Consider the following 24499-nt stretch of genomic DNA (forward strand, 5'->3'; position numbering starts at 1 on the left):
CCTCAGGTTTTGGTTTTAGCTCACTTCAAGGCCTGGCCTTGAGCTGTTCCTGTGCGGCTTTGGCCAGGTCTGGCGGAAGGAAGTCGCGGTCGGGGTTGTAGTCGGCCTTGAGGTAGCGCGACAGGTCTTGCAGGTCGCCCGGGCTCAGGGTGCCAGCGGCTTGCTTGAGGCGCAGGTTGTCGAGGATGTAGTCGTAGCGGGTGTTGTTGTAGTTGCGCACCGAGGTGTAGAGCTGGCGCTGGGCGTCGAGCACATCGACGATGTTGCGCGTACCCACCTGGTAACCGATTTCCGTGGCTTCCACCGCGCTCTGGTTGGAGATGATCGACTGGCGGCGTGCCTGCACCTGTTCGACATCGGTGTTCACCGCGCGGTGCAGGTTGCGGGTGTTTTCCACCACTTGCCGGCGCAGGGCTTCGCGGCGTTGCTCGGTTTGGCTCAGGCGCGAGTACGATTCGCGCACCTGGGAGCTGGTCAGGCCGCCGCTGTAGAGCGGGATGTTCAGTTGCAGGCCGATGCTGCGCTGCGACACGTCATTGCCGTAGCGCCCGCCCTGCAGGCCCGGGTCCGGGTTGGTGAAGCCGAAGGCGTCGTTGTCACCTTTTTTGTACTGCGCCACCGCGTCCAGGGTGGGCGCGTGGCCGGCCTTGCGTTGCTTGAGGGTTTCTTCGGCGGCATCGACGGCGTAGTTGCTGGCCAGCAGGTTGAGGTTTTGCTTGGCAGCGGTGTCTACCCAGGCCTTGGCGTCATTGGGCGTTGGCGCGAGCACCGGCAACGTGTGGACAATGCCCTGGATCGAGTTGTACTGACGGTTGGTCAGGGTAATCAGCGCTTCGAAGGCGTCGTCTACCTGGCGCTGGGCGAGGATGCGGTTGGCCCGGGCAGTGTCGTAGCTGGCCTGGGATTGCAGCACGTCGGTCTTGTCCGACAGGCCTACGTCGAAACGCTCGTTGGACTGGTCGAGCTGACGCTTGAACGCCGCTTCCTCGGCCTTGGTCGAGGCCAGGTTGTCTTGGGCACGCAGCACCGCGAAGTAGCTTTCGGCACTGCGCAGGATCAGGTTTTGCTCGGTGGCCGAGAGCTCCAGCGCCGCTTGTTCGTTGACCGCTTCGGCAGCCTGCAACTGGAACCAGCGGTCGGCGCGGAAGATCGGCTGCGCCAGGGTGGCCTGGTACACCGTGCCGCTGCGGGTGGAGGTCATGGACGGCTGGTCGAGTTGGGTGCGGGTGTTGTTCAGGTCGGCACCGGCCGACAGGTTGGGCAGCAGGCCGGCTCGGGCCTGGGGCACGATTTCCTTGCGCGCCTGATAGTCGGCGCGGGCGGCGGCCAGGTCGGCGTTGTTGTCCACGGCTTCCTGGTAGACGCTGACCAGATCGGTCTTGGTGGTCAGGGGCGCTTCTGCTGCCCAGGCCAATCCATTGGTCGCACAAGACACGGCGAGGGCCAGTGAAAGTTTGCGCAGCATGAGGCAATCCCTAGGTAAATATTACGGCGATAATTTAAACGCCAAGGCTACGGCGCACGATCCAGAGCGTCAAGGCCCGGCACAGCCTTGCGAGTGTAGTAGCGGTAGCAATTGGCAACAATCCTGCAATTGCGCCATTCATCACGCTGATTGCACCGGAGTTGGCGTTCTCTACCCGTTGTGTCTAGACTGGCCGCGTTCTTGTCGGGGTGCCTTGCTAAGAGGCTGAGATCGAATCATTTCGGATCCCGTTGAACCTGATCGGGTTAACGCCTGCGTAGGGAACAAGATTTCTCGTCACCCGGCGAGTCCTCTTGTGCTTCGTCCGGGATTTGCGTTCGACAATCGAACACCTCTCGTACGCCAAGCACAGCACCAGCCTCGGTGCGTCCGTCCGTTTACAGGTTCACTCCGACAAAAATCCACTGCCTGGATGTGTCTGGAGAGCCCGTGATGACCACAAAAGCAAAAAACGCCCCGCACCTGAGTGAATCGGCCAAGGTCGACCAACAATCGGTGCAGCCCTTTACCCGCTCGCAAAAAATCTATGTCCAGGGTTCGCGCCCCGACATCCTCGTGCCCATGCGCGAAATCAGCCTGGACGTGACGCCCACCGATTTTGGCGGCGAAATCAACGCGCCGGTGGTGGTCTACGACACCTCCGGCCCGTACACCGACCCCAACGTGCTGATCGACGTGCGCAAAGGCCTGGCGGACGTGCGCTCGCCCTGGATCGAGGCCCGTGGCGACACCGAGCGCCTGCCGGGCTTGAGTTCCAACTTCGGTCAGGAACGCCTGGCCGACGCCGAGCTGACCAAGCTGCGCTTCGCCCACGTCAACAACCCGCGCCGCGCCAAGCCTGGGGCCAACGTCAGCCAGATGCACTACGCTCGCCAAGGCATCATCACCGCCGAGATGGAATACGTCGCCATCCGCGAAAACATGAAGCTGGAAGTGGCCCGCGCCGCCGGCCTGCTGGACCAGCAGCACGCCGGCCACAGCTTCGGCGCCAGTGTGCCGAAGATCATCACCCCCGAATTTGTGCGTGACGAAATCGCCCGTGGCCGCGCCATCATCCCGGCGAACATCAACCACACCGAGTTGGAGCCGATGATTATCGGCCGCAACTTCCTGGTGAAGATCAACGGCAACATCGGCAACAGCGCCCTGGGTTCGTCCATCGAAGAAGAAGTGGCGAAACTGACCTGGGGCATCCGCTGGGGCTCGGACACGGTCATGGACCTGTCCACCGGCAAGCACATCCACGAAACCCGCGAGTGGATCATCCGCAACTCGCCGGTGCCCATTGGTACGGTGCCGATCTACCAGGCCCTGGAAAAAGTCGGCGGCGCCGCCGAAGACCTGACCTGGGAGCTGTTCCGCGACACCCTGATCGAGCAGGCCGAGCAGGGCGTGGATTACTTCACCATCCACGCCGGCGTGCTCCTGCGCTACGTGCCGCTGACCGCCAAGCGTGTTACCGGGATCGTTTCGCGCGGCGGCTCGATCATGGCCAAGTGGTGCCTGGCGCACCACAAGGAAAACTTCCTCTACACCCATTTCGAAGACATCTGCGAAATCATGAAGGCCTACGACGTCAGCTTCTCGCTGGGCGATGGCCTGCGCCCCGGCTCGATTGCCGACGCCAACGACGCGGCGCAGTTCGGTGAGCTGGAAACCCTGGGCGAGTTGACCAAGATCGCCTGGAAGCACGACGTGCAGTGCATGATCGAAGGCCCCGGCCACGTGCCGATGCAGTTGATTAAAGAGAACATGGACAAGCAGCTCGAATGCTGCGACGAGGCGCCGTTCTACACCCTCGGCCCGCTGACCACCGACATCGCGCCGGGCTACGACCACATCACCTCCGGCATTGGCGCGGCGATGATCGGCTGGTTCGGTTGCGCCATGCTCTGCTACGTCACGCCCAAGGAACACCTGGGCCTGCCGAACAAGGATGACGTCAAGACAGGGATCATTACCTACAAAATCGCCGCCCACGCGGCGGACCTCGCCAAGGGCCACCCCGGCGCGCAGATCCGCGACAACGCCTTGAGCAAGGCGCGTTTCGAGTTCCGCTGGGAAGACCAGTTCAACCTGGGCCTGGACCCGGACACTGCACGCTCCTACCACGACGAAACCCTGCCCAAGGACTCGGCCAAGGTGGCGCACTTCTGCTCGATGTGCGGGCCGAAATTCTGCTCGATGAAAATCACCCAGGAAGTACGCGAATACGCCGCCAACCAACGCATCGAAGCGGTGGACGCGGACATCGCCCAAGGCCTGGCAGAACAGGCTGAACGGTTCAAGCAGGAGGGGAGCCAGCTTTACAAGAAAGTTTGAGGGGCAAGCTACAAGCGGCAAGTTAAGGGCGAGAGCAAATCTGCTTTTTCTTGAAGCTTTTAGCTTGCCGCTTGAAGCTTTTTTGAGCGTCAAGTTAGAAGCGAAGGCAACCCCGCGTTGTCTTGCCGCTCGAGGCTTGAGGCTCGCCGCTACAAGGCGCTCTCCTCTTTAGCTGCGCCCGGGAAACAGCTCGGGCCGCAGTACGCCGTTGAGGCGCGGGTAAGGAATTTTCAGCTCGATGTGGCCCAAGGCGTAGGGCGCGATGGTGGTGGTGGCGTACTTGAGGATCACCCCGCCATAGGTCAGGGCCACATTGGGGGTTTTCTGGAAGGGCCAGTTCTTCACGAACTCGGGTTCCTGATCCAGCTTGGTGCTAATCAGCCAACTGTTGTGGGCCACTTGCGCGGCTTTCCAGAAGGCGTCTTCCTGGCCGGGCAACAGCATGTCGGCCAGGTTCAGGACCTTGTGCTGCGGGCGCGAGTAGTTGATGAAGCCACGCCCCGGTTCGCCGTGGGCGCCGCCGGTGTCGAGGTAGCTGGACAGCTCGATAATCACCAGCCCGTCATGTTGTTCCCGTACCTTGGCCTGCAAATAGCTGCTGCTGCGGCTTTGCGCGTCGCGCAGAAACTGCTCGCGGTAGGCGTTGAGGCTGGGTGCCACGGGTTGGCCGGGCGCGGTGCGGGTCATGTCCAGCAGGCGTTTTTCGATGATGGCATCGAGTTGCGGCTCGGCAGGGAAGGTCAGGGTGTCGATGTTCACCAGCGGGCAATCGCTGGCCGTGCAACCGGGCTTGATCTGCTCCGAGGCGTCGCGCTTGGCTTCCAGCGGAACGCGGTAGTTGGGCTGGAACAGGCTCTGGCAGGCCCCTAGGGTCAGGGCGATACAGGCCACGGAGGCGATTTTCACAAGCGACATGGGCGTCCTTCATAAACCAGGGAAAGGCAAAAGTTACCGGCTTCGACTGCCTGCGCGGCAGTCAGTTCGCCACTAAGCTCAATAGTGTCAATTAGAGATGCTTTCGCCCCTTGCCGTCTATCTCGGCGTCTGCAAAGGGGCTGCATGATGGCACGCGGGCGCGTTAGGATGGCGCGAAGTCGAGGTTGAACGCCTCGTATCGAATACGCAGTAAACGAGGACCGCCATGACTGATTTCACCCACGCCGTGCCCACTGCGGTGCAGATCGTTCGTCGCCAAGAGTGCTTCAAGGGCTTTTATCAGCTCGACAAGGTGTTCCTGCGCCATGAACTGTTCGCTGGCGGCATGAGCCGGGAAATCAGCCGTGAACTGTTCGTGCGCCATGACGCCGTGTGCGTGCTGCCCTACGACCCGCAGCGCGACGAGGTGGTGTTGATCGAGCAGTTTCGCGTTGGCGCCATGGGCAAGGTCACCAACCCGTGGTTGGTGGAGCTGGTGGCGGGCCTGATCGACAAGGACGAGCAACCCGCAGAAGTGGCCCACCGCGAGGCCCAGGAAGAAGCCGGCCTGGTGTTTTCAGCGCTGTGGCCCATGACCCAATACTTTCCCTCGCCCGGCGGCAGCAATGAATTCGTGCATCTGTTCCTGGGGCGTTGCGACAGCAGCGGCGCCGGTGGCCTGCATGGCCTGGAGGAAGAGGCCGAAGATATCCGCGTCAGCGTGTGGGCCTTCGAAGATGCCTTGCAGGCCGTGCGCGACGGGCGGATCTGCAATGCCGCCAGCATCATTGCCCTGCAATGGCTGGCGTTGAACCGCGTGGAAGTGAGGGGGCTATGGTCGTAAACAAAGTGCGCGATCGCTATCGGGTGGACCTGGTGGCCTTGCAGGCTGCCTGCGAGGCCAACTACGCGCGCTTGATGCGCCTGCTGCCGGACATGCGTGAGCAACCCATGGCGCGGCGCATCGCCGTGACCCAGGGTGACCAGATGCTCGGCGTGCTGGCCCTGGAGGTGAAACTGGCCTGCCCCTACACCACGACCCTGTTCGTGCGCCAGGAGCACAGCCTGCCGTGGCTGCCGGTGCCGCGGTTGGAAGTGCAGGTCTATCACGATGCGCGCATGGCCGAAGTCATCAGCGCCGAACATGCGCGGCGCTTTCGCGGCATCTACCCTTACCCCAATCCGTTTATGCACCAGCCGGATGAGAAGGCGCAGTTGAACGTGTTTCTTGGCGAGTGGCTGAGCCACTGCCTGGCCTGTGGCCACGAATACGAAGTGGTTCGCTGAGGTTGTGAACTGCGTCCGCTTCACCGCTTTCCTCTTTCCTGCCGGCCCCAGCATAATCGCGCCATTCATCACCTTTTGCGGGAGAGCCGCGTGCCGAGCCTGACGACCGCCGACCCTGTGCTGCTGGTGCAGCTCTCCGACAGCCATCTGTTCGCCGATGCCGACGGCACGCTGCTGGGCATGCAAACCCGCCAAAGCCTGCAAAAAGTCATCGAACTGGTGCAGGCGCAACAAGCGCACATCGACCTGCTGCTGGCCACGGGCGACTTGTCCCAGGACGGCACGCTGGAGTCGTACCAGCAGTTTCGCCGCATGAGCGGGCAGATCGGCGCACCGGCGCGTTGGCTCCCGGGCAACCACGACGAGCCGCGCGTGATGGCCCAAGCGACGCAGGGCAGCGCGCTGCTGGAGCCAGTCGTGGACATCGGCAATTGGCGTGTGACCCTGCTCGATTCCGCCGTGCCGGGCTCGGTGCCGGGTTACTTGCAGGGCGAACAACTGCAACTGCTCGCCCGCGCCTTGAGCGAGGCCCCGGAGCGCCATCACCTGGTGTGTTTTCACCACCACCCGGTGCCCATGGGCTGTGGTTGGCTGGACCCCATCGGCCTGCGCAACCCCGAGGCGCTGTTCGAGGTGCTGGAGCGCTTCCCCCAGGCGCGCGCGGTGCTGTGGGGTCATGTGCACCAAGAATTCGACCGCCAGCGCGGCGATGTGCGCCTGTTGGCGTCGCCCTCCACCTGCATCCAGTTCACCCCTGGCGCCGATGATTTCCAGGTCGATGTGCTGGCCCCCGGCTATCGCTGGCTGCGCCTGCACCCGGATGGGCGGTTGGAAACCGGGGTGGAGCGGGTGACCGGGTTTGATTTTCAGGTGGATTACGGCGGTACGGGCTATTAATGGCTGATTAAGCAAGCGCGTTGCCCATCTCCCATAACCCGGGGTTCCCTGTAAACTGCGCCCTTTGCCTGATACCTGGGGAGCGCAAATGTCTGGTTCGATCCTGTATATCCACGGTTTCAACAGCTCGCCGGCCTCGAAAAAGGCCAGCCAGTTGATCGCGGTGATGAACAGCCTCGGCCTGGGTGAGCAACTGCGGGTGCCGGCGCTGCATCACCACCCCCGCCAGGCCATGGCCCAACTGGAGCAAGCGATCGGCGAACTGGGCCGCCCGCTGCTGGTCGGCAGCTCACTCGGCGGCTACTATGCCACTCACCTTGCCGAGCGCCACGGCCTCAAGGCCCTGCTGGTCAACCCAGCGGTCAGCCCCCATCGACTGTTCGACGGCTACCTGGGCCCGCAAAAAAACCTGTACACCGACCAAACCTGGGAATTGACCCACGACCACGTGACCGCCCTGGCGGAGCTGGAAGTGCCCGCTCCTGGGGACCCGCAGCGGTTCCAGGTATGGCTGCAAACCGGCGATGAAACGCTGGACTATCGCCTCGCGCAGCAGTATTACCGAGCCTGCGCCCTGCGCATCCAGGCTGGCGGCGACCACAGCTACCAGGGCTTTGCCCAGCAACTGCCGGCGCTGTTGAGCTTTGCCGGCATTGGCCCGGATCAGTACCAGGGCATCGACTTTGCGGCACTGTGACAACCCGGACTTTATTTAATCGAACACTGACGACGAGACCCCATGGCCACTCCCAGCGCTAGCTCTTATAACGCCGACGCCATCGAAGTCCTCTCGGGCCTCGACCCGGTGCGCAAACGCCCCGGCATGTACACCGACACCAGTCGGCCCAACCACCTGGCCCAGGAAGTCATCGACAACAGCGTCGATGAGGCCTTGGCCGGGCACGCCAAGTCGGTGCAGGTGATCCTGCACGCCGACCATTCCCTGGAAGTCAGCGATGACGGGCGCGGCATGCCGGTGGATATCCACCCCGAAGAGGGCGTCTCGGGGGTGGAGCTGATCCTCACCAAGCTCCACGCCGGCGGCAAGTTCTCCAACAAGAACTACCAGTTCTCCGGTGGCTTGCACGGCGTGGGCATTTCCGTGGTCAACGCCTTGTCCACCGAGGTGCGGGTGCGGGTCAAGCGCGACGGCAACGAGTACCAAATGACTTTCGCCGATGGCTACAAAGCCACCGAGCTGCAAGTGATCGGCACCGTGGGCAAGCGCAACACTGGCACCAGCGTGTTTTTCGCCCCCGACCCCAAGTACTTCGACTCGCCGAAATTCTCCATCAGCCGCCTCAAGCATGTGCTCAAGGCCAAGGCCGTGCTGTGCCCGGGGCTGCTGGTCAGTTTTGAAGACAAAGGCACCGGCGAGAAGGTCGAGTGGCACTACGAAGACGGCCTGCGTTCCTACCTGGTGGACGCGGTCAGCGAATTCGAACGCCTGCCCGACGAACCGTTCTGCGGCAGCCTGGCCGGTAACAAGGAAGCGGTCGATTGGGCCTTGCTGTGGCTGCCCGAGGGCGGCGACAGCGTCCAGGAAAGCTACGTCAACCTGATCCCCACGGCCCAGGGCGGCACCCACGTCAACGGTTTGCGCCAGGGCCTGCTCGACGCGATGCGTGAGTTCTGCGAATTCCGCAGCCTGCTGCCCCGCGGCGTAAAACTGGCACCTGAGGACGTCTGGGAGCGCATCGCCTTCGTGCTCTCGATGAAAATGCAGGAGCCGCAATTCTCCGGCCAGACCAAAGAGCGCCTTTCGTCCCGCGAGGCCGCGGCGTTCGTCTCGGGCGTGGTCAAGGACGCCTTCAGCCTGTGGCTCAACGAGCACCCGGAGCTGGGCCTGCAACTGGCGGAACTGGCGATCAACAACGCCGGGCGCCGCCTCAAGGCGAGCAAGAAGGTCGAGCGCAAACGCATCACCCAGGGCCCGGCGCTGCCGGGCAAACTGGCCGACTGCGCCGGGCAGGACCCGATGCGCTCGGAGCTGTTTCTGGTCGAAGGCGACTCCGCCGGCGGCTCGGCCAAGCAGGCGCGGGACAAGGAATTCCAGGCGATCCTGCCGTTGCGCGGCAAGATCCTCAACACCTGGGAAGTGGACGGCAGCGAAGTGCTGGCCAGCCAGGAGGTGCACAACATCGCCGTCGCCATTGGCGTCGACCCGGGCGCCGAGGACATGAGCCAGTTGCGCTACGGCAAAATCTGCATCCTCGCCGACGCCGACTCCGACGGCCTGCACATCGCAACCTTGCTCTGCGCCCTGTTCGTCCAGCATTTCCGCCCGTTGGTAGATGCCGGCCACGTCTACGTCGCCATGCCGCCGCTGTACCGCATCGACCTGGGCAAGGAGATTTTCTACGCCTTGGACGAGGCCGAGCGCGACGGCATCCTCGATCGCCTGGTGGCCGAGAAGAAACGCGGCAAGCCCCAGGTCACCCGATTCAAAGGCCTGGGTGAGATGAACCCGCCACAACTGCGCGAAACCACCATGGACCCCAACACCCGGCGCCTGGTGCAGTTGACCCTGGACGATTTTGCCGCGACTTCGGAAATGATGGACATGCTGCTGGCCAAGAAACGCGCCGGCGACCGCAAGGCGTGGCTGGAGTCCAAGGGCAACCTGGCCGAGGTGCTGGGCTGATGCGCAGCGCGTTGGCCCTGGCGTTACTGGTGCTGACGACTGCGGTCGCCGCCGCGCCCGTGCCTGAGCTCAAGCTGTTGGCCGAGCACCCGGTGGACGGCATGCCCAGCGGCAACCTCTCGGGGCTGGCGCTGTGCAGCGGCGAGTTATGGACGGTATCGGACCGCGACGATGGGCAGCTTTACCGGCTCGATACCCGCGCGCCGGTCTGGCAAGCCGAAACCGTGAAAATCGACGTGCCGCCGGTGCCCGACAGTGGCCTGCCGTGGGGCTTGCGCGTGCGCAACCTGGCGGCCGCCCCCCTGCGTGGCGGCGACCTGGATTTCGAGGGCATCACCTGCGATGGCGCGGGCAATCGCTATGTGGTCAGCGAAACCCACGCCGCCGTGCTGCACGTGCCGGTCGAGGGCGCGGCGCAGTGGCTGAAAATCTCCCCGCTGATGGTGCGCCAGGCGCGGGCCAGCGGCATGTTGCTGAATTTCAATGCGTTGTTCGAGGGCCTCGCCGTCAACCCGGCAGGCACCCAGCTCTGGCTGGCCGCCGAGCGCGAGCGCCGTGGCCTGTTGCGGGTGAGCAAACAGCAAAGCCTGTGGGACTGCCCCGACAATTGCGTGGTGATGAGCGAGGGCGGCGCGCAGCAGCCACCGCCGCAAATCCCCGCCGGCCGGGGCCAGCACAAGGACTTCAGCGACCTGGCCTTCTACCAGGACAAACTGTTTACCCTCGAACGCATGGCCTACCGCATCTGCCGCCGCACCCCGGCCACGGGCGCGGTCGAGCGTTGCTGGTCGTTCGCCAATGAGGCGTTGACCGAGCCACGGCGCTACAACACCCGGTTTGGCAACACCGAAGCCCTGGCCCTGGACGAGGGCGGTGCGTGGATTGGCGTTGATAACGGCAGCCACACTCGCGCCGATGGCGAGCAACGGCCGATAGTTTGGCGCTTCGCCGCGCCGGACGGTGGCTGGAGCGCCACGCCATGAGCCAGCAAGCGCCGGGCAAACGCGCCGGCCGGGTGTTGCTGATCCTGGCTTGGTGCGCGGGGTTGTTTTTGGCTACCCGGTTTTTCGGCGAGTGGGAAGCGCGCCGCGAGAACCCCAATAGCGCAGTCACCTCGCAGCAGGGCGCGGGCTATATAGAAGTCAAACTGGTCAGCAATGGCCAGGGGCATTTTGTCGCCAGCGGCCAGATCAACGGCCAACCGGCGACGTTCATGCTCGATACCGGCGCCACCGACGTGGCGATCCCCGTGGCACTGGCCGAGCGCCTGGGCCTGGAGAAGGGCGCGCCGGTCACCTTGAGTACCGCCAACGGGCGCAGCCAGGGTTATCGGACACGCCTGGAACGCCTGCAACTGGGCGATATCGTCCTGCGCGACGTGCGTGCCCTGATCGCGCCCGGCCTGGACGGCGAGCAGGTGCTGCTGGGCATGAGCGCTTTGAAGCAACTTGAATTCACCCAGCGCGGCGGCACCATGCTGCTGCGCCAGACAACGAACTGATGAGGCCCGCATGAGCGACTCCCTTGAACTCAGCCTGGACGGTGTAGAGCGCCGGTCACTGGCTGACTTCACCGAAAATGCCTACCTCAATTACTCCATGTACGTGATTATGGACCGCGCCCTGCCACATATCGGCGACGGTCTGAAACCGGTACAGCGGCGCATTATCTACGCCATGAGTGAGCTGGGGCTGGACGCTGACTCCAAGCACAAGAAGTCGGCGCGTACCGTCGGTGACGTACTCGGTAAATTCCACCCCCACGGCGACTCGGCCTGCTACGAAGCCATGGTGCTCATGGCCCAGCCGTTCAGCTACCGCTACACCCTGGTGGACGGCCAGGGCAACTGGGGTGCGCCGGACGATCCCAAGTCGTTCGCAGCCATGCGTTACACCGAGGCGCGCCTGTCGCGCTACTCCGAAGTGCTGCTCAGCGAACTGGGCCAGGGCACCGCGGACTGGGGCCCGAACTTCGACGGCACCCTGGACGAGCCCCTGGTGCTTCCGGCGCGCCTGCCCAACATCCTGCTCAACGGCACCACCGGCATCGCGGTCGGCATGGCCACCGACGTGCCGCCCCACAACCTGCGGGAAGTGGCCAGCGCCTGCGTGCGCCTGCTGGACGAGCCCAAGGCCACGGTCGCGCAGCTCTGCGAGCACATCCAGGGGCCGGACTACCCGACCGAAGCGGAAATCATCACGCCGCGCGCCGACCTGCTGAAAATGTACGAAACCGGCAAGGGCTCGGTGCGCATGCGCGCCGTGTACCACGTCGAGGACGGCGACATCATCGTCACCGCGCTGCCGCATCAGGTCTCCGGGGCCAAGGTGCTGGAGCAGATCGCTGCGCTGATGCAGGCCAAACCGTCGAAACTGCCCCAGGTCGCTGACCTGCGCGATGAGTCCGACCACGAAAACCCCTGCCGTATCGTGATTATCCCGACCAATAACCGGGTCGATCACGAAGTGCTGATGCAGCACCTGTTCGCCAGCACGGAGCTGGAGTCCAGCTACCGGGTCAACGTCAACATCATTGGCCTGGACGGCAAGCCGCAACTGAAAAACCTGCGGGCTTTGCTGGTGGAGTGGCTGGAGTTTCGCGTCAACACCGTGCGCCGACGTCTGCAATTCCGGCTCGACAAGGTGGAGCGGCGCCTGCACCTGTTGGACGGCTTGCTGATCGCCTACCTCAACCTGGACGAAGTGATTCACATCATCCGTACCGAGGAACACCCCAAGGCCAGCCTGATCGAGCGGTTCGCCCTGAGTGAAATCCAGGCCGACTACATCCTCGACACCCGTTTGCGCCAGTTGGCGCGCCTGGAAGAAATGAAGCTGCGCTCCGAGCAAGATGAACTGCTCAAGGAACAGGCCAAGCTGCAAGCCCTGCTGGGCAGCGAAGCCAAGCTCAAGAAACTGGTGCGCACCGAGCTGCTCAAAGACGCCGAAACCTATGGCGACGATCGCCGCTCGCCGATTGTCGAGCGCGCCGAAGCCAAGGCCCTGACCGAAACCGAACTGCTGCCCAACGAAAAAATCACCGTCGTGCTCTCGGAAAAAGGCTGGGTGCGCTCGGCCAAGGGCCATGAAATCGATGCTACCGGGTTGTCCTATAAGGCCGGCGATGGCTTCAAGACCTCGGCGGCGGGGCGTTCTAACCAATTCGCGGTGTTTATCGACTCCACCGGGCGCAGCTACTCGGTGGCGGCCCACACGCTGCCGTCGGCCCGTGGCCAGGGCGACCCGTTGACCGGGCGGCTGACGCCGCCGCCGGGGGCGAATTTCGAGTGCGTGCTGCTGCCCGAAGATGACGCGCTGTATGTGATCGCCTCCGACGCCGGTTACGGTTTCGTGGTCAAGGGCGAAGACCTGCAAGCCAAGAACAAGGCCGGCAAGGCGCTGTTGAGCCTGCCCAACAACGCCAAGGTGATCGCCCCGCGCCCGGTGAGCGACCGCGAGAACAACTGGCTGGCCTCGGTGACCACCGAGGGGCGCTTGTTGATCTTCAAAATCAGCGACCTGCCGCAACTGGGCAAAGGCAAGGGCAACAAGATCATCGGCATCCCCGGCGAGCGCGTGGCCAGCCGCGAGGAGTACGTCACCGACATCGCCGTGCTGCCCGAGGGCGCGACCCTGGTGCTGCAGGCCGGCAAGCGCACCTTGTCCCTCAAGGCCGATGACCTGGAACACTACAAGGGCGAGCGCGGACGGCGCGGCAACAAACTGCCGCGCGGCTTCCAGCGGGTCGATGCCCTGTTGGTCGAGACGCCCAACTGAGGGCGGCGCCCGGCGCCGTAGCGGCTGCCCAGAGCGTTCGATCTGCGATTTAACCCGTGGATCGACGCTTTCGCGCTGGAGTCATGGCGCAGATTCACGGATGATATGGCCCTTCAAGCGCCAGCGTGGCTGAGCGTTCTTCAGGATTTTGAGTATTGATACTGTGGTCGGCCGTGTGGCCGCCACCTGGATGGGACGATGACTGCTCTGCGCCTTCCTTTTATTTTGCTGCTCGCTGGCGTTCTTGGCCTGGCGGGTTGCAGCGTGCACCAACCGGTGTCGCTGTATCAGCTCGACAGCGGCACCCCGCCCCAGCCCGCGCAAAGCGGCGGCATGGCGGTGTTGCTTGGTCCGGTGCTGGTGGCCGACTACCTGCAACGCGAAACCCTGCTGCAACGCCAGCCCGACGGTAGCCTGCAAGCGGCCACCGATGGTCGATGGGCAGGCAGCCTGTCTTCGGATATCGATCAGTTGCTGCTGCGCCAAGTGGCCGGGCACCTGGACAGCCAGCGCGTAGTGCTGGCCCCGGCGAGCCAGGGCTTCACCCCAGACGTGCAAGTGCTGCTGTCGATCACGCGCCTGGATTCGGGCGTGTCGCAACCGGCGGTGCTGGACGCCCAATGGCGCCTGATCGACCGCCGTGGCCAGGTGCGCGACAACCGCATCATCCACCTGCAGGAAGTCCACGCTGGCAGCACTGCGGCCCAGGTCCAGGCCCAGGGTGTGTTGCTGCAACGCTTGGCGCAGCAGTTGTCGGTGGCCCTCAAGCCCCTGGCCAATCAGCCGCCCATCGTCGAAGCTCCGCGCCGCCAGGCCCCGGCCCCGGCCAAACCTGCGGCCCAGGACAAGCAACCGAAAATCCCGATGGCTGCGCCGATCCGTACCGACATGGAAGTGTTCAGGTTCTGAGCCGAGCGCAGACAAAAAAGGCCCGCTGACTGAGCGGGCCTTTTTATTGGGCGGCATTTATAGGCTGTAAGGACAGGCTTGGAGTGCCTTCCTGTAAGAGCGGGCGTGCCCGCGATGGCGGTGGGTCAGGCGACCTTGATGTAGCTCAACTGACACCACCGCAAGCACGCTCGCTCCCACCGGGGTAGTACCCTCAGGCGCGGGTTTCGTGCATCCGCGCCAGTTGCCGTTCCAACATCGACGGGTAGGGCTCCATCAGGCGTTCGACGCAGCAGGCGCCTTCGGGGCTGGCGATGGGGCGGATGCGCGCGCGTTGGCGAATCAGGTTGTCGTCGCTGATCTTGCGCTCCACCAGCAGCAGGTTGCGGCTGTGTTGGGACAAGGCCAAGGCATCCTGGGCGCTCTCGGTCAGCAGCAGGTCGATCTGGCTCAGGCCGAACAGTTCATCGCCCAGAGTCAGGCCCAGTTGCAGTTGCAAGGTGATGCCGCTGTCCGCCACTTCGATCTGCAACTGATGGCCCAGGGCCCGCAGCAGTTCACCGCAGCAGATGGCGTTGGTCAGGTAGTCTTCGCCGCTGTCTTCGCTGTGGAACAGCATCAGGGTGCTGCCGTCGTTGAGGGTGTGCAGTTCGCTCTGGTACAGCGAGGCAGCCTGGTCGAGGCAGTCACGGTAGCGATCCAGGAGTTCCGTGAGGCGAGCGCGGGGCAGGCGCCGCAATTGATCCTGGGCGCCCAATTGCACCGCCAGTACGGCGCTGTGCTGGGGCACGGCTGGTACGACCGGCCGGGGTTGTAGCTTGGCCACGGCGGTGTCGTCACGCAGGTCGGCGAAGGGGTCTTCTTCGCCCGGCAGGTCTTCTTCGGCGTTGAGCACATGCCGGGGCGCGGCTTTCAGGCTCGGCAGCGGGGCGCTTTCGTCGAAACTGGGGTCGCGCAGGTTGCGCACTTCAAACTCAGGTTCGTCATCGTCGTTGTCGTCGGCTTCGGCCTGGGGTTCAGGCTCGACCCGCTGCGGGGCGAAACTGGTGTGCAACTGGCGGGCGAGGTCGCCGATTTCGTCCTGGCGCTGGGTGGCCGGGGTGTGTTCGTCGATGTCGCGCAGCCACACGCGCAATTGCATCAGCGGCGTGGAGATATGCCGCCCCAGGCGCAAGCTCAAGGCCAGGGCCAACGCCAGCAAAATGGCACTGAGGATGCCCATGCTTTGCAGGCTGATGGTCATTGGTTGCTGGAACTGGTCCATGTCCAGGCTGATGCGCAGGTGCCCGGCGGTCACGTCCTGGAAAGTGATCTTGGTTTGGTACAGGCCTTCGACTTCGCCCAGCAGGCTGTTTTTCGGGCGTTGGCCGGCTTCGGCGAGAATGCGGTTGTCCACGCTATAGATGGCGGCGTGGGCCACCAGCGGATTTTTGGTCAGGTTATTGAGCAGCACGTTGAGGCTAAGGATGTCGTTGGACACCAGCAACTCGGTGGCGGAGGTCGCGGTCTGGGTGGTCAGGCTCTGGCCCAGGGCGTCAGCCTGCTCGTGCATGGCCTGCTTGAACTGCAAACCCATCACACAGGCGTAAATCACCAGGGCCAGGGCGACCAGGATCACGTTATGGCTGGCGATGCGTAATGCGATCGGTACACGGCGATGGCGCAGTGCCCGGAAGATCAGCAGAAAGAAGTTATCGGTTTTGACTGGCGTAGGCCGGTTCACTGAGCTCGGCTCTTGTCCGTGAAGTTGACGCGCAGTATAGCGACAGGCCACATACCGGCAAAGCGCTGGCTATGCCCGATGGTCACTGAAAGTGGGTAGAATGCGGTTTTTTTCCACCTGCGGGGGTGCGCCTTGCGTGAAATTGTCCTGATTAACATCACTGGCGTCGACCGTCCCGGTCTGACGGCGGCCATTACCGGTGTTCTGGCCCAGGGTGGTGTGAACATTCTCGACATCGGCCAGGCAGTGATCCACGACACCCTGTCGTTCGGCATCCTGGTCGAGATCCCCAGCACCGAGCAGGGTTCGTCGGTGCTCAAGGACATCCTCTTCACCGCCTACAAGCTGGATCAGCAGGTGCGTTTCACACCCGTGTCCGAGGCCGATTACCAGCATTGGGTGGCGGGCCAGGGCAAGAAGCGCCATATCGTCACCCTGCTGACCCGCAAGGTCACCGCCGAGCAATTGCAGCGCGTGAGCTCGATCACCGCCGAATACGGTTTGAATATCGACCATATCGATCGCTTGTCCGGGCGCATGCCGCTGGACACCCCGGCCGACCAGGGCAAGGGCTGCATCGAGTTTTCCGTGCGCGGCGAGCCGGGCGACCCCCAGGCCTTGCGCGCCGAGTTCCTCAGCGTGGCCCAGGAACTGAACGTTGATATCGCCTTCCAGGAAGACTCGCTGTTCCGCCGTAACCGGCGCCTGGCGGTGTTCGACATGGACTCGACCCTGATCGAGGCCGAAGTCATCGACGAACTGGCCAAGGCCGCGGGCGTGGGCGAGCAGGTGTCGGCCATCACCGAGCGGGCGATGGCCGGCGAGTTGGATTTTCGCGCCAGCTTCAAGGAACGCCTCGCGCTGCTCAAGGGCCTGGACGTTAGCGTGCTGGACTCCATCGGTGCCTCCCTGCGCCTGACCGAGGGCGCCGAAACCCTGTTCGCCGAACTCAAGCGCCTGGGCTACAAGACCGCGATCCTGTCGGGTGGCTTCACCTACTTCGCCAAGCAACTGCAAGCCAAGCTCGGCATTGACTATGTGTTCGCCAACGAGCTGGAAGTGGTGGACGGCAAGGTCACAGGCGTGGCGGTGGAGCCGATTGTCGACGCGCAACGCAAGGCGGATTTGCTGCGCGAATTGGCGCACAAGGAAGGCTTGCGTCTGGAGCAGACCATTGCGGTCGGCGACGGCGCCAACGACTTGCCGATGCTGGCGATTGCGGGGCTGGGCGTGGCGTTTCGCGCCAAGCCGCTGGTCAAGCAGTCTGCCAAGCAGGCCATTTCGACGCTGGGGCTTGATGGCGTGCTGTATCTGCTGGGCTTTCGGGACCGGGATGGGCAGCTTTAAGGCTGGCTGAACAACCCTTCTCATAAGGTGGAAGCGGGCGCGCCCGCGAGGGCGGCAGCACAGTCGATCTACAGGCTTCTGACCGTTCGCTATCGCGGGCAAGCCCGCTTCCACACTGCTTTTGCGGTGTTTTTAGATCACGCCTTGGGCAATGCCAGACCCTGGCCCATCACCACCGGCGAACCCGCCGCCAACGCTTCGACCCACTTCACCTGATCCGGGCCAAACAGCACGACGGCGGTCGAGCCCAGTTTGAAACGACCCAGCTCGGCGCCTTTTTCCAGGTGGATCGGGCCGCGGGCAGCTTCGTCGTAGCGAAAGGTCTTCAGCTCGCGTTTGGGCGGCGTGACCAGCCCGGCCCACACGGTTTCGATGGAGGCGACGATCATCGCGCCCACCAGCACCACGGCCATCGGGCCGCGTTCGGTGTCGAAAATGCAGGCCACGCGCTCGTTGCGGGCAAACAGCTCCGGCACGTTTTCGGCGGTGGTCTGGTTGACCGAGAAAATCCGCCCAGGGATATACACCATTTCCCGCAGGGTGCCGGCCAGCGGCATGTGCACGCGGTGGTAGTCCTTGGGCGACAGGTAAATGGTGGCGAAATCGCCGCCCATGAACGGTGCTGCTGTCGCGGCATCACCGCCGAGCAATTCCAGCACGCTGAAACTGTGGCCCTTGGCCTGGAACACGCGGCCGTGCTCGATCGGGCCCAGTTGGCTGACGGCGCCGTCGGCCGGGCTGAGAATCGCCCCTGGGGTTTCGTCCAGCGGGCGTGCGCCTTCTTTGAGGGCGCGGGTGAAGAACGCGTTGAAGTGCTCGTAGGCAGTCAGGTCTTCGACCAAGGCCTGGGACATGTCCACCTCATAGCGTTTGGCGAACCACGCGGTGAAGGCGTTTTTGAACCAGCGCACGCGGCATTCGGCGATGCAGCCGGCCAGGCGCGAGAGCAAGTGGTGGGGCAGCAGGTACTGGCTGAGGATAAACAAACGCTTTTTCATTGGGGGTCCTTAAAAAACCTTAAATCTCGACAGGGGTGTCGGGGTGGTTGCCCCATTCGCCCCAGGAGCCGGCATAGCCTTTGACGCGCGGGTAACCCAGCGCCTTGGCCACCAGGTAGGTGAAGCCGGAGCGGTGATGCGTCTGGCAGTGGGTGATGATTTCTTTGTCCGGGGTGATGCCCAGGCCTTGGAGGGTTGGCGCCAGGTCAGTACGCATGCGCAGGTGGCGCGCCGGGTCCATGGCGGCGGTCCACTCGAAGTTCACAGCGCCGGGGATGTGCCCGGCCTTGGCGGCGAGGACTTTTTCGCCGCTGTATTCCTGCGGGCTGCGGGCGTCCCAGATCGCCAGGTCGGCGGCGCCGATGCGGCTTTGCAGGTATTCGCGGGTTGCGGTGGGTTCGTCGTGCAGGGGCAGCGCCACCGGGCCGGCGGCTGGCGCAGGGGTTTCGGTCGAAACCGGCAGGCCTTCGGCCAGCCACGCCGGCAGGCCACCGTCGAGGTAGTGGTAACGGGCGTGGCCAATGACATCGAGCAGCCAGATAAAGCGCCCGGCCCAACCGCCGCCCTCGTCGTCATAAACCACGTAGGTGGCGTCGGGGTGGTGCCCCAGTTCGCCGAACAGGTTTTCCAGGGCTACCTGGCTGGGCAGCAGCCCCGGCGCTGGCGGCTGGCCCAGTTGGGTGCGCTTGGGGTCGACGAAGCGGGCGCCGGGAATATGCCCGGTGGCGTAGCGGGCGGCGCTGGTGAGGTCTACCAGGATCAGGTCGCGGGCATCGAGGCGCGCGAGCAGGTCGCTGGGCTCAATGACCAGCGTCAAGCCAGAGAAGTCGGACATCTGCGTCTCCAGAGCACAAAGGGAGCGATTGTAGCGCTTAGCCGTGGGCGGTAAAGCTGTGCAGGGCTTTTTCGATGCACTGCGCGGTTTTGCCGAAGGCTTGCACGGTGATTTCCGAGAACGGCCCACCGCCCTGATCCGCCATGACCACCATCACCACCCGGCCGTTGTTGGACAGCGAGCGCAGCAGCAAATGATTGCCATCGAAGGGCGCGCGCAGGCTGGCGGGCAGGTGGGCGGAGAACTGGGCGTTGTTGGCCGGGCTCAGGCGCACCTGCGCCGGTTGGCTGAGCAGGCGTTGCAGCACAGTGCTCTGGTTCACTTGCAGGCTCAAGGTGGCCATGCCCTTGGGCAGGCCGGCGGTCTGATGGGCGCGCAGCACACTTTGGTTGCGGTCGGTCATCAGGATCATCACCCGGTGCATGCCGCACGCCACCAGGGCGTCGCGGGCGAATGTGGTCAGGTGCATGGCGTTGGTGAACACACTGGGCTCGGCCAGCAGTTGCCCGCAGAGCTTGCGCCACAGCGCCAGATCTTCAGCGGTGGGTGCCGGCGCCGGTAATTGGCCGGGGTGCAGGTGCTCGGCGCCCCAGGGCCAGATCAGGGAAATGGCCGGGTGCCACAGGTCTGCCATGGCGTGGTGCTGGGCGCTGCGCACGGCTTGCTGGTGTATGTGCTGCTGCAACTCGTCCATGGGTGTTTGCAGGTAAAGGCTGGTGAGGAATTGCCAGCGCAGCAGGTGTGGGCAGGACCAGGATTGTTGCGCCGCCAGGGCAATGCCATTGGCCAGCAGCACGGTGTTGGCCGGTTGGTTGAGCCAGCGGCGTAGCGCCGGGTCGGCATCGAGCAGTTGCTGCTGGTGCAGCGGGTTGTCCGCGCCACGGGCGATGTGCAGGACCTGGACCAGCAAACGCTGTTCGTTCAGCAGCAGGCGATAACCCTGCTGCACCCAGATCGGCAGCCGCCACAGGTCCACCAGGGCCTGGCACAGCACCAGCAGGCGCACGCCGAACAGTTCCTTTTCCACCTTGTGGGCCGATTGCCCGCGGCGGATCACCCGCAATTCCCACTCATCGAGCAGTTGCGGGTAGGTCAGCGCCAATGGCCACAGCGGCGACAGGAACAGCAGGCTGCCCCAATGGATGTCTTGCCACAGCCGCGCCAGGCGACTGCCGAACAGGCCGTTGGCCTGCTGGGTGGCGTGCTGGCTGATGAGCTGCAACTGGCGCAGCGCGATGGGGATTTCGCTTTCAGGGCGGGCGGGGAGGTGGGCCAGCAGTTGCTCGGTGCGCTTGAGGCCCAGGCGATTAAGGGCCACTTCAAGGTTTTCCGCAGTCTCGGTCATGCTGCCGTGGGTGTGCTGGTTGGCCTCGCGGATCACGCTCAGAGCCAGGGCTGGGCTGTCTTGCATCAGCTCGGCGATATCACGCATGGAGCTGCGGCTGTCGGCGATGGCCTTGCACACACGGTCATGGCTCGCCTGCGGCACCGGCAGGCGCACGGCATCGAGCAACTTTACCCAGCCTTCAAGCGTGTGGGGGCGTGAAGTTGGGACTGTCGTTTCATTAGTCATGGTTGATCGCGATCACTATTGACTGGCAGTGCGCCCGCAACGGGCCAAATTGGCTTTTCGCCTGAACTGGCTATAGTCTGGCGCAGTTTTGCCGATAAGCAGAAGAAGAGATTCATTAACTTCCGAATATGACCTTGAACCCGACTCAATAAGTACTTCCCTACTATGGCTAAAATTATCGGCATCATCGTCGTGTTCGCGAGCGTGCTCGGCGGATACGTGCTTTCCCACGGCAAGATCGCCGCCCTGATCCAACCTTTCGAGGTGTTGATTATCGGGGGCGCGGCTTTCGGTGCATTCTTGCAGGCAAACCCTGGGCATATGACGATGCATGTCATTAAAAAGTCCCTTGGCATGTTTGGCTCGCGTTTCAGCCACGCTTTTTATCTTGAAGTGCTGGGCCTGATCTACGAGATCCTCAACAAGAGCCGCCGCGAAGGCATGATGGCCATCGAGGCGGATATCGAAGACGCCGCCGCCAGCCCGATCTTTGCCAAATACCCCACCGTGCTCAAGGACGACCGCATGACGGCCTACGTCTGCGACTACCTGCGCATCATGTCCTCGGGCAACATGGCCCCGCACGAGCTCGAAGGCTTGTTCGACATGGAGCTGTTCAGCATGAAAGAAGAGCTGGAGCATCCTTCCCATGCGGTGACCGGCATCGCCGACGGCATGCCGGGCTTCGGTATCGTCGCGGCGGTACTGGGTATCGTGGTGACCATGGCGTCGCTGGGCGAGGGTGACCAGGCGGCCATCGGCATGCACGTCGGTGCGGCGCTGGTGGGTACGTTCTTCGGTATTCTCGCGGCCTACGGCTTCTTCGGCCCGCTGGCCACGTCCCTGGCCCACGACGCCAAGGAAGAACTGAACGTCTACGAAGCCATCAAGGCTTCCCTGGTGGCTTCGGCTTCCGGCATGCCGCCGTCCCTGGCGGTGGAATTCGGGCGCAAGGTGCTTTACCCGCTGCATCGCCCGAGCTTCTCGGAGCTGGAACAAGCGGTTCGCGGTCGCTAAGCCATGGAAAACAACCAGCCGATTATCATCAAGCGCGTCAAGCGCTTCGCTGCCGGACACCACGGGGGCGCCTGGAAAATCGCCTTCGCCGACTTCGCGACAGCGATGATGGCGTTCTTCCTGGTGTTGTGGCTGCTGTCCACCGCCACGCCGGAACAGAAGATCGCCATCGCCGGTTACTTCAAAGACCCCATCGGTTTTTCCGAAAGCGGTACGCCCTACATCATCGACCTGGGCGGCTCGCCGGAGCTGGCGCCGGACACTACCCTCAACCCCGAGGTCAAGTCCCAGCCGCAACCGGACAAGGTCACGGTCGATACCGACCAGGTCGAAGGCATGGCCGAGCAGGTCGAGCAGGAGCGCCTAGAGCTGCTGCTGCAAGAGTTGCAGAACAAGGTCGATGAAAACCCGCAACTGCAAAAGTTCAAGGACCAGATCCTCTTCGAGATCACGCCGGACGGTTTGCGCATCCAGATCATGGACGCCGAGAACCGGCCGATGTTCGACTCCGGCAGTGCACGCCTCAAGCCGTATTTCGAGGACATCCTGCTGGCCATGGCCGACACCATCAAAGCGGTGCCGAACAAGATCAGCATCAGCGGCCATACCGACGCCACGCCTTATTCGGGTGCCGGCGAGTTCGGCAACTGGGAGCTGTCGGCCAACCGCGCCAACGCGGCACGCCGGGCCTTGGTTGCCGGTGGTTACCCCGATCCACAAGTGGCGCGGGTGGTGGGCTTTGCCTCCTCGGCGTTGTTTGACCGGGCCAAGCCGTTCAACCCGGTCAACCGTCGCATCGACATCGTGGTGATGACTCGCAAGGCCCAGCGAGCCATCGAAGGCGAGCAGCAACCCGCCGAGCCGACTACGCCGACCCAGGGCGAGGGCGCGCCGGGCGAAGTGCCGGCCGACCCGAACGCCTTGCCGGCCGACAAGGTGCCGCTGCCGCCCCACGAGCTGCGCGAGAAGCTCAACATCTTCGAGGATGGCGGCGCCAAGGCGCCGGCGGCGCAGTAACCACCGCGACAAAAAAAGCCCCCGCGACATTCACTGTCGCGGGGGCTTTTTAGTGCGCCGCTGGCCTAGTAACTGCTTTCGGGCAGGCTGGCGATGATCGAGCGGTAGCTGTTCATCCGCTGCTGCTGCACGCGGCCATCTTCCAGCGCCTTGAGCAGGGCGCAACCGGGTTCGCGGTCGTGCTTGCAGTCGCGGAAGCGGCAGGTGCCGATCAAGTCGTTGAACTCGATGAACCCGGCCTCCACATCGGCGCGGCTGACGTGGCCCAGGCCAAATTCACGGATGCCCGGGGAGTCGATCAGCTCGCCGCCGCCAGGAAAGTGGAACAGGCGCGCGGTGGTGGTGGTGTGGGTACCCTGGCCGGACAGCTCCGACAGTGGGCCGACGCGGGTTTCCACTTCCGGCAACAGGCTGTTGACCAGGGACGACTTGCCCACGCCCGACTGGCCGACGAACACGCTGATGCGCCCGTCCAGCTGTTGTTGCAGTTGCTCCATGCCGTTGCCGTGGTGCGCTGACACTTCTAGCACCGGGTAGCCCAGGGTGCGGTAGACGGCCAACAGGGCATTGAGCGCTGGGGCGTTCTGCTCGTCGATCAGGTCGAATTTGTTGAGCAGTAGCAACGGCCGGATGCCCGCGTGCTCGGCCGCTACCAGGTAGCGGTCGATCAGGTTGGCGTGGGGCTCGGGCAGCGGCGCGAAGACGATCACGATCATGTCGACGTTGGCCGCCACAGGCTTGAGCTGGCCGCGGCTGTCGGGGCGGCACAGTTCGGTGTTGCGCGGCAGTTGCGCCACGATCACGCCGATGCCCTGGTTGCCGGCTCGCCATACAACCTGATCGCCGGTCACCAGCGCCGGCAGGTTGGCCCGCAAGTGGCAGCGGAACACCTGGCCGGCCGACTCGCCTTCGCGGGCCTCGACCTCGACCTGCACGCCGAAGTGAGCGATCACCAGGCCCGTTTGTTCGGGGCCCAGGTCGCCGCCCTCCAGGGCTTGCACCGCCGAGGACTCGCGTTTTGCGGCGCGGGCAGCGCGCTCGCCCTGGATTTTTTCGATGCGCCAGTTTTGACGACGATTGAGTTGGCGTTTGGCCATGGGTGTTCCGTGTTGAGAATGCAGCGAAGAGGTAAAACGGCCGCGAGTTTAGCACGCTCGCGCTATCCCCTAGGCTAAACTGCGCGACTACCGGAGGAGCCAACCCATGCAAAACCCACAGAATCTGATTTGGATCGACCTGGAAATGACCGGGTTGAACCCCGACACCGACGTCATCATCGAGATGGCGACCATCGTCACCGACAGCGACCTCAACACCCTGGCCGAAGGCCCGGTGATCGCAATCCACCACAGCGACGCAATCCTCGCCGGTATGGACGAGTGGAATACACGCCAGCACGGCGGCTCGGGCCTGACCCAGCGCGTGCGCGACAGCCGCATCAGCATGGCCGAGGCCGAAGCGCAGACCATCGCTTTCCTGGAGCAGTGGGTGCCCAAGGGCAAATCGCCGATCTGCGGCAATAGCATCTGTCAGGACCGGCGCTTCCTCTATACCCACATGAAAGCGCTGGAAAGCTACTTCCACTACCGCAACCTGGACGTCTCCACCCTCAAGGAGTTGGCCGCGCGCTGGGCGCCTGAGGTCAAGGACAGCTTCCACAAAGGCAGCACCCACCTGGCCCTGGACGACATCCGCGAGTCCATTGGCGAGTTGCAGCATTACCGCAAGCACTTCATCAAGTTTTGATTGTGTAGAGGGGCTGAAGGCCCCATCT

Annotated in this window: 21 protein-coding genes and 1 riboswitch; of the genes, 14 read left to right on the plus strand and 7 right to left on the minus strand. The window is 63.7% G+C overall.

The features are described from left to right. Positions 1 to 25 precede the first annotated feature (25 nt). Positions 26 to 1465 (minus strand): TolC family outer membrane protein, encoded by a 1440-nt coding sequence (locus tag AC19YT_RS04480; protein WP_095109326.1) that lies wholly within the window; start codon positions 1463 to 1465, stop codon positions 26 to 28. 195 nt (positions 1466 to 1660) lie between these two features. After that, positions 1661 to 1766: riboswitch (TPP riboswitch) on the plus strand. A 152-nt stretch (positions 1767 to 1918) separates the two neighbouring features. On the opposite strand from AC19YT_RS04480, the gene thiC reads away from it, so the two are divergent. Beyond that, the gene (gene thiC / locus AC19YT_RS04485) at positions 1919 to 3808 is read left to right on the plus strand and encodes a phosphomethylpyrimidine synthase ThiC (RefSeq protein ID WP_095109327.1); all 1890 of its coding nucleotides are present in this window, start codon (positions 1919 to 1921) and stop codon (positions 3806 to 3808) included. Positions 3809 to 3976: 168 nt separating this feature from the next. On the opposite strand, the gene AC19YT_RS04490 is transcribed toward thiC, so the two are convergent. After that, complete coding sequence (locus tag AC19YT_RS04490; RefSeq protein ID WP_500609827.1) at positions 3977 to 4723, minus strand: RsiV family protein; 747 nt, start codon at positions 4721 to 4723, stop codon at positions 3977 to 3979. Positions 4724 to 4949: 226 nt separating this feature from the next. Between AC19YT_RS04490 and AC19YT_RS04495 the strand changes: the two genes are divergently transcribed. From AC19YT_RS04495 to AC19YT_RS04535, 9 genes are all read left to right on the plus strand, one after another. Further along, positions 4950 to 5567: an NUDIX domain-containing protein gene (locus tag AC19YT_RS04495; protein WP_500609828.1), complete on the plus strand. Its 618-nt coding sequence runs from the start codon at positions 4950 to 4952 to the stop codon at positions 5565 to 5567. Next, positions 5558 to 6010 (plus strand): DUF1249 domain-containing protein, encoded by a 453-nt coding sequence (locus AC19YT_RS04500; RefSeq protein WP_500609829.1) that lies wholly within the window; start codon positions 5558 to 5560, stop codon positions 6008 to 6010. Before AC19YT_RS04495 ends, AC19YT_RS04500 begins: the two co-directional genes overlap by 10 nt. 90 nt (positions 6011 to 6100) lie before the next feature. Then, positions 6101 to 6907, plus strand: a complete 807-nt coding sequence (cpdA, locus tag AC19YT_RS04505) for a 3',5'-cyclic-AMP phosphodiesterase (RefSeq protein WP_095109331.1) — start codon at positions 6101 to 6103, stop codon at positions 6905 to 6907. Positions 6908 to 6995: 88 nt separating this feature from the next. Continuing rightward, entirely contained in the window at positions 6996 to 7604 is a 609-nt protein-coding gene (locus tag AC19YT_RS04510; protein WP_095109332.1) for a YqiA/YcfP family alpha/beta fold hydrolase, read from the plus strand. A gap of 42 nt (positions 7605 to 7646) precedes the next feature. Continuing rightward, the gene (gene parE, locus AC19YT_RS04515) at positions 7647 to 9551 is read left to right on the plus strand and encodes a DNA topoisomerase IV subunit B (RefSeq protein ID WP_095109333.1); all 1905 of its coding nucleotides are present in this window, start codon (positions 7647 to 7649) and stop codon (positions 9549 to 9551) included. Continuing rightward, positions 9551 to 10534 carry an esterase-like activity of phytase family protein gene (locus AC19YT_RS04520; protein WP_500609830.1) on the plus strand — a complete coding sequence of 328 codons (984 nt, stop codon included), beginning with the start codon at positions 9551 to 9553 and terminating at the stop codon, positions 10532 to 10534. The genes parE and AC19YT_RS04520 overlap by 1 nt, the downstream gene beginning before the upstream one ends. Continuing rightward, entirely contained in the window at positions 10531 to 11052 is a 522-nt protein-coding gene (locus tag AC19YT_RS04525; protein ID WP_095109335.1) for a retropepsin-like aspartic protease family protein, read from the plus strand. Before AC19YT_RS04520 ends, AC19YT_RS04525 begins: the two co-directional genes overlap by 4 nt. A gap of 10 nt (positions 11053 to 11062) precedes the next feature. Beyond that, positions 11063 to 13327 carry a DNA topoisomerase IV subunit A gene (gene parC, locus AC19YT_RS04530; RefSeq protein WP_500609831.1) on the plus strand — a complete coding sequence of 755 codons (2265 nt, stop codon included), beginning with the start codon at positions 11063 to 11065 and terminating at the stop codon, positions 13325 to 13327. 198 nt (positions 13328 to 13525) lie between these two features. Further along, a complete protein-coding gene (locus AC19YT_RS04535) occupies positions 13526 to 14236 on the plus strand; it encodes a PqiC family protein (protein ID WP_095109337.1) in 711 nt (236 codons plus the stop codon). Between the two features lie 193 nt (positions 14237 to 14429). Here the strand turns inward: AC19YT_RS04535 and AC19YT_RS04540 are convergent, their stop codons facing one another. Continuing rightward, complete coding sequence (locus AC19YT_RS04540) at positions 14430 to 15938, minus strand: AhpA/YtjB family protein (RefSeq protein ID WP_500598910.1); 1509 nt, start codon at positions 15936 to 15938, stop codon at positions 14430 to 14432. Positions 15939 to 16070: 132 nt separating this feature from the next. On the opposite strand from AC19YT_RS04540, the gene serB reads away from it, so the two are divergent. After that, on the plus strand, positions 16071 to 17285 hold the full coding sequence (serB, locus tag AC19YT_RS04545) for a phosphoserine phosphatase SerB (RefSeq protein ID WP_095109339.1): 1215 nt from the start codon (positions 16071 to 16073) through the stop codon (positions 17283 to 17285). A 137-nt stretch (positions 17286 to 17422) separates the two neighbouring features. Here the strand turns inward: serB and asd are convergent, their stop codons facing one another. Genes asd through AC19YT_RS04560 form a run of 3 tightly spaced genes read right to left on the minus strand, consistent with a single transcriptional unit; the run spans position 17423 to position 20691 of the window. Beyond that, the gene (asd, locus tag AC19YT_RS04550; protein ID WP_095109340.1) at positions 17423 to 18283 is read right to left on the minus strand and encodes an archaetidylserine decarboxylase; all 861 of its coding nucleotides are present in this window, start codon (positions 18281 to 18283) and stop codon (positions 17423 to 17425) included. 19 nt (positions 18284 to 18302) lie between these two features. Further along, positions 18303 to 19118, minus strand: coding sequence for a rhodanese-like domain-containing protein (locus AC19YT_RS04555; protein WP_095109341.1), 816 nt, complete (start codon positions 19116 to 19118; stop codon positions 18303 to 18305). A gap of 37 nt (positions 19119 to 19155) precedes the next feature. After that, positions 19156 to 20691 (minus strand): HDOD domain-containing protein, encoded by a 1536-nt coding sequence (locus AC19YT_RS04560; RefSeq protein ID WP_095109342.1) that lies wholly within the window; start codon positions 20689 to 20691, stop codon positions 19156 to 19158. Positions 20692 to 20856: 165 nt separating this feature from the next. Here AC19YT_RS04560 and motA point away from each other — a divergent pair, with 165 nt between their 5' ends. Beyond that, positions 20857 to 21708 carry a flagellar motor stator protein MotA gene (gene motA / locus AC19YT_RS04565; RefSeq protein ID WP_095109343.1) on the plus strand — a complete coding sequence of 284 codons (852 nt, stop codon included), beginning with the start codon at positions 20857 to 20859 and terminating at the stop codon, positions 21706 to 21708. A 3-nt stretch (positions 21709 to 21711) separates the two neighbouring features. Then, a complete protein-coding gene (motB, locus tag AC19YT_RS04570; protein ID WP_095109344.1) occupies positions 21712 to 22725 on the plus strand; it encodes a flagellar motor protein MotB in 1014 nt (337 codons plus the stop codon). Positions 22726 to 22790: 65 nt separating this feature from the next. On the opposite strand, the gene rsgA is transcribed toward motB, so the two are convergent. Further along, positions 22791 to 23822 carry a small ribosomal subunit biogenesis GTPase RsgA gene (gene rsgA, locus AC19YT_RS04575; RefSeq protein ID WP_095109345.1) on the minus strand — a complete coding sequence of 344 codons (1032 nt, stop codon included), beginning with the start codon at positions 23820 to 23822 and terminating at the stop codon, positions 22791 to 22793. Between the two features lie 106 nt (positions 23823 to 23928). Between rsgA and orn the strand changes: the two genes are divergently transcribed. Further along, positions 23929 to 24471 (plus strand): oligoribonuclease, encoded by a 543-nt coding sequence (gene orn, locus AC19YT_RS04580; RefSeq protein WP_095109346.1) that lies wholly within the window; start codon positions 23929 to 23931, stop codon positions 24469 to 24471. Positions 24472 to 24499 lie beyond the last annotated feature (28 nt).

It is taken from the genome of Pseudomonas sp. MF08875 (assembly GCF_059862525.1).